Annotated in this window: 4 protein-coding genes and 1 pseudogene; 1 reads left to right on the forward strand and 4 read right to left on the reverse strand. The window is 52.8% G+C overall.

The genetic code is table 11. The annotated features are described in order from the left end of the window. Positions 1-60: 60 nt before the first annotated feature. Together R6U41_RS11920 and R6U41_RS11925 are read right to left on the reverse strand one after the other, a co-directional pair. Positions 61-549: a sodium-independent anion transporter gene (locus R6U41_RS11920; protein WP_410270060.1), complete on the reverse strand. Its 489-nt coding sequence runs from the start codon at positions 547-549 to the stop codon at positions 61-63. 6 nt (positions 550-555) lie between these two features. Next, positions 556-921 (reverse strand): annotated as a pseudogene (locus tag R6U41_RS11925) (SulP family inorganic anion transporter); the annotation flags it as partial. 365 nt (positions 922-1,286) lie between these two features. On the opposite strand from R6U41_RS11925, the gene R6U41_RS11930 reads away from it, so the two are divergent. Further along, positions 1,287-1,760 carry a YbhB/YbcL family Raf kinase inhibitor-like protein gene (locus R6U41_RS11930; protein ID WP_410270057.1) on the forward strand — a complete coding sequence of 158 codons (474 nt, stop codon included), beginning with the start codon at positions 1,287-1,289 and terminating at the stop codon, positions 1,758-1,760. A 138-nt stretch (positions 1,761-1,898) separates the two neighbouring features. Here R6U41_RS11930 and R6U41_RS11935 read toward each other — a convergent pair whose 3' ends face one another. Then, positions 1,899-3,014, reverse strand: coding sequence for an NADH:flavin oxidoreductase (locus R6U41_RS11935; protein WP_410270058.1), 1,116 nt, complete (start codon positions 3,012-3,014; stop codon positions 1,899-1,901). Positions 3,015-3,040: 26 nt separating this feature from the next. Continuing rightward, a complete protein-coding gene (locus tag R6U41_RS11940; protein WP_410270059.1) occupies positions 3,041-3,649 on the reverse strand; it encodes a TetR/AcrR family transcriptional regulator in 609 nt (202 codons plus the stop codon). Positions 3,650-3,809 lie beyond the last annotated feature (160 nt).

The raw sequence follows: 3,809 nt of genomic DNA on the forward strand, positions 1-3,809 counted from the left end.
GACTGTCGAGATGAATATCCGCAGCATGGATAAAGGTAAACATAAGCGGGAAATTCCTTTTTATTTGACTGTGGTGCATTCATAAAACAATACATAAGGGCAAATATCCCGGCAGTAATTATGATCGATCTGGTCAAAGATCGTCGCCAGGGCCTCTCCGTGCCGGGCGGTGAGACCGGCCTGCCTGACCATGCCGGTCTCACCGATCTCGTGGATAAAGCCGGAGGATACAAAGGTTTTGATCACCGGCTGGTGCACATGGAAAATGGCCAGCCCCATGTCCCGGGCTGCAAGTTCATCTTTTAGCCCCCGCAGTTCGTCAATGGCCGTGATATCGATAAACCCCACAGCCTGAAAATCAAGCAGCACATAGACAAGCGGGGTGCGCACCGCATCGACCCTTTCAAGAATGTGGGCCACCGTGTATTCCGCGTTGGCAAAAAATATGACATTGTCTGAGCGCAGATGAAGAATCTGGGGGCAGCCCGGCTTGTCCGCGGCATCAGCGTTGACAAACACATTGATGTTCGGGTCCTTGGTGATGCGCACAATGCACTGAAAAAACCCCCCGACCAGGTTGGCCAGGCCCTGGCCCACAAATTCCTGGTTCACGTCGATTTTCTGTTTGGATTCAGATGCCACGGCCTTGCTCACGCTGTAGGTTTCAACAAAGCTGACCAGGGCGATGACCACCGCCGGACCGATCAAATTGCTGAGTGTCTCCGGGGCCACTGACGGCACGTAAAATCCGGCAAGCCCGCCCGGGCTTTTTCCGGCCACGGCAACCCCGGCTTCATGGAGTTTGAGCAGGGCCACCGCGCCTGTTGACGCCACAAGGGCCACAAGCCCGGCCGGAAAGGCAGGCCGGTATTTTTTGACAAAATAGATAAAAACAAAGCACGAAACCCCGATAAGCACGGTGGCCGGATGAAAGCCGGTTTATTGTTTCAGGAAAATGCGCTCAGGGAGTTTTCTACCAGGATTCTGCATTGCCGACAACCGGGTTTTGTCCCGGATACAGCCGGTAGGTTGACAAAGCCGGTAAGGTTTCTTAATTTATTGATAATCAGCTTTGCCCGCGAATGGTTCAGCCGCCAACTTTGAAGGCACCGTAAAAAGTCTGATTTCAGATGGTGCCGTAAAAAGTTCAAGATCAAGGCTTGCGCAATTTCGAAGAATGCAGCGTACTTATCCGTACGTGAAATTCTGAGAAATTGCGCGTAACGCGGATATTGGACTTTTTACGGCGCCATCAACTTTAGTGATGATCGAAAGGAGGGAAAGTCATGGGTTTTGCACTTTCGGATATGCAATTGACCAGTCCGGGGTTTGAAAACCGGGGACAGATTCCGCAAAAATACACCGGCTACGGAGAAGATGTATCCCCGCCCCTGGAATGGACAAAAGTGCCCGAGGGCACACGCAGCTTTGCCATTATCTGCCATGACCCGGATGCACCGCTGGTGGAGCCGGGCACCTACGGGTTTGTCCACTGGGTTCTCTACAATATCGCCGGCGATGTCTCGGGAATTCCGGAAGGATGTCCGGACTACACCATGGGGGTAAACAATTTTAACGAAAAGGGCTACAAAGGCCCCAAACCCCCGGCCGGCCACGGCATCCATCATTACTTCTGGTGGCTGCTGGCTTTAAACAAGGACCTGAAACTTGAACCCGGCCTGACCCAGTGGCAGCTGCTGGAGAAAATTGAACCGCACCTGATCGGCATGAACCGGATTGTGGGTATCTATGAAAAGTAAATCCAAGGCCGGGGTCGGTTTTTGAAGCGACATTGACCGTTTGCTGAATCCGTAAAGGATCAGGACCGAAAAAACTGACCCCGGCCGCAGGGCTTCCTTGCTGACAAACATCGGACGATGTAAAAAGCTTTTTACGGGTTATTCAAAAAGATCCTTGAATTGGCGCATTTTTTGCGGTCCCCATTGGGTGCAGAAGGCGGGTTTGCCTTTCATGATCAGCTGCATGCAGATATCTTCACACTCTGGATCGCAGTGAATGATTTCATCCTCCCGGCCCTCCCTGATTTTTTTGGGCCAGTCGGGATCTGCAAACAACACACGGGCCAGACCCACCAGATCGGCTTTGCCTGAAGCCAGAATGTTTTCTGCCGTGCTGCCGGAAGAAATTCTTCCGGCCGTGATCACCGGCACGGCCACATGCTTTTTGATTTCCGCGGCCAGATCGGCCATGTAACCTTCGGTTTTGGATTGGGCAATGATTTCAGGCTTCATAAAGGATTCATAGGTGCCGCCCATGACCGAAAGATAAGCTGCTCCGCCATCTGAAAGGGCCCTGGCGACCCGGGTGGACTCCCCGGGTTTTAAGCCGTCGTCCAGAAATTCATCTGCCAGAAACCGGTAACCCACCGGAAAATCCCCCACTGCATCCCTGACTGCGCCCAGCACCTCCAGGGGAAGCTTCATCCGGTTTTCAAGGCTGCCGCCGTATTCATCGGTGCGTTTGTTGGTATGCGGGGATACAAACTGGGCCAGCAGGTAGCCGGTGCCGCCGTGGAGTTCAACCATGTCAAATCCGGCCTGTTTGGCGCGTTTTGCCGCATCGCGGAATTTGTCCCGGATCTGGTGGATTTCCTTAATGCTCAGGGCTCTCGGGGTTTTGCCGAATGTATCGACTTCCGAGGGCGCCACAGCCTGTTGGCCCCCGGCAAATCGTCCCGCATGATTGATCTGGATGCATGCAAGCGCGCCCTGGTTTTTGATTTCTTTGGCCAGCTGCGTCAGACCCTCCAGGTACTGGTCCGCATCAATACGGATGGTGCGGTTGCCGGCACTTGCCACGGGATGGTCCACGGTGGCGTTTTCCACCACGATCATGGCGGCCCCGCTTTGAGCCATCAATCGGTAGTGTTCCAGCAAAAGTTTGGATACAGCCCCGCCTTCTGCTGCATAGCCCAGATACAGGGGCGCCATGGTGATCCGGTTGTCCAGCCGGATGCCGCCGACTTCAATGGGGGAAAATAATGTTGAATACATGGCTGCCTCCTTGCTTAAGGGATTGATCAACTGAATCGTCTGGCAATGAGTTTGCCGAGAAACTGCATATGATCGAAAACCGCCTGCCGGTCCCGGCCCGGGTAATTGCGAAAGGAGATGAGCACGCCGTTTACTGCGGCAAAAAGGGCGCGGGCCATGGCCCGGGGGTTTTCGGTTGTGTTGCCGGCTGCAAATATGGCTTCCAGCCGGTTGAGCAAAGCGCGGGCGGCATTGTTGAGCTTTTCCACCAGGTCCGGGGCCAGTTCCCCGTCGAGCATGAAATGGGTCATCATCCGGAAATAATGATCCTTTTGTGTCAGAAAATCAATGAAATCGGCCACAACAGCTTCCAGCAGATTTCCTGAAGGGTTGTTTGCGGCAATGGCATCAATTCTGGTCAGGATTTCTTCCACGCCCCGGAGAAAGGCTTCCATGAAAAGGGTTTGCTGGTCCGGAAAATACCGGTAGATGGTGGCATGGGAAATGCCGGCTTCGGCGGCAATGTCGCGGATGTTGACTTTATGAAACGGCTTGACCCCAAAGACCCGTTCTGCCGCATCAATGATTACGTCCCGCTTGGCATTTTGCTCCTGCTTCTTTAAATCCGCAAAGGTTTGCTTTTCAGGTATGTCCATTGCGCGCGCCAGGTTGATTCTCCTGTTTCAATGGTTCATGGTTGTTTAAAAGCTTTGATTTTATTTTTTGAACCTTAAACCATTCACTTTAAACTTTAAACCTTAAACTTTAGACCTTGAACCTTGAACCTTGAACCTTGAACTTTTACTGCTCCATCAC

The organism is Desulfosalsimonas sp. (assembly GCF_046483245.1).
Classification (GTDB): domain Bacteria; phylum Desulfobacterota; class Desulfobacteria; order Desulfobacterales; family Desulfosalsimonadaceae; genus Desulfosalsimonas.